This is a genomic window from Vibrio hepatarius (assembly GCF_001274785.1).
Taxonomy (GTDB): domain Bacteria; phylum Pseudomonadota; class Gammaproteobacteria; order Enterobacterales; family Vibrionaceae; genus Vibrio; species Vibrio hepatarius.
In genome coordinates this window covers 1-1,071 of the sequence record NZ_LHPI01000032.1, presented here as the reverse complement: position 1 = coordinate 1,071, position 1,071 = coordinate 1, and the positions used below count along the sequence as shown (strand labels likewise).

1 protein-coding gene is annotated in these 1,071 nt (G+C 43.8%); it reads right to left on the bottom strand.

Going from position 1 to position 1,071, the window contains the following annotated elements:
- Nucleotides 1-158: 158 nt before the first annotated feature.
- On the bottom strand, nt 159-974 hold the full coding sequence (gene aph(3')-Ia / locus AKJ31_RS20720) for an aminoglycoside O-phosphotransferase APH(3')-Ia (RefSeq protein WP_000018329.1): 816 nt from the start codon (nt 972-974) through the stop codon (nt 159-161).
- Between the last annotated feature and the right edge of the window lie 97 nt (nt 975-1,071).

Below are 1,071 nucleotides of genomic sequence, written 5' to 3'. Positions count from 1 at the left end.
CGCTAACTTTGCAACAGTGCCAATTTATGAGTAAAGGATTATGTCCACGATAAGCACCTGGGTCGATTCCTGGGAGGCGGCCATGAGGGTAGGGAAGCGCCGTCCCGTCAAGTCAGCGTAATGCTCTGCCAGTGTTACAACCAATTAACCAATTCTGATTAGAAAAACTCATCGAGCATCAAATGAAACTGCAATTTATTCATATCAGGATTATCAATACCATATTTTTGAAAAAGCCGTTTCTGTAATGAAGGAGAAAACTCACCGAGGCAGTTCCATAGGATGGCAAGATCCTGGTATCGGTCTGCGATTCCGACTCGTCCAACATCAATACAACCTATTAATTTCCCCTCGTCAAAAATAAGGTTATCAAGTGAGAAATCACCATGAGTGACGACTGAATCCGGTGAGAATGGCAAAAGCTTATGCATTTCTTTCCAGACTTGTTCAACAGGCCAGCCATTACGCTCGTCATCAAAATCACTCGCATCAACCAAACCGTTATTCATTCGTGATTGCGCCTGAGCGAGACGAAATACGCGATCGCTGTTAAAAGGACAATTACAAACAGGAATCGAATGCAACCGGCGCAGGAACACTGCCAGCGCATCAACAATATTTTCACCTGAATCAGGATATTCTTCTAATACCTGGAATGCTGTTTTCCCGGGGATCGCAGTGGTGAGTAACCATGCATCATCAGGAGTACGGATAAAATGCTTGATGGTCGGAAGAGGCATAAATTCCGTCAGCCAGTTTAGTCTGACCATCTCATCTGTAACATCATTGGCAACGCTACCTTTGCCATGTTTCAGAAACAACTCTGGCGCATCGGGCTTCCCATACAATCGATAGATTGTCGCACCTGATTGCCCGACATTATCGCGAGCCCATTTATACCCATATAAATCAGCATCCATGTTGGAATTTAATCGCGGCCTCGAGCAAGACGTTTCCCGTTGAATATGGCTCATAACACCCCTTGTATTACTGTTTATGTAAGCAGACAGTTTTATTGTTCATGATGATATATTTTTATCGGCACTGTTTCAAATAGTCGGTGGTGATAAA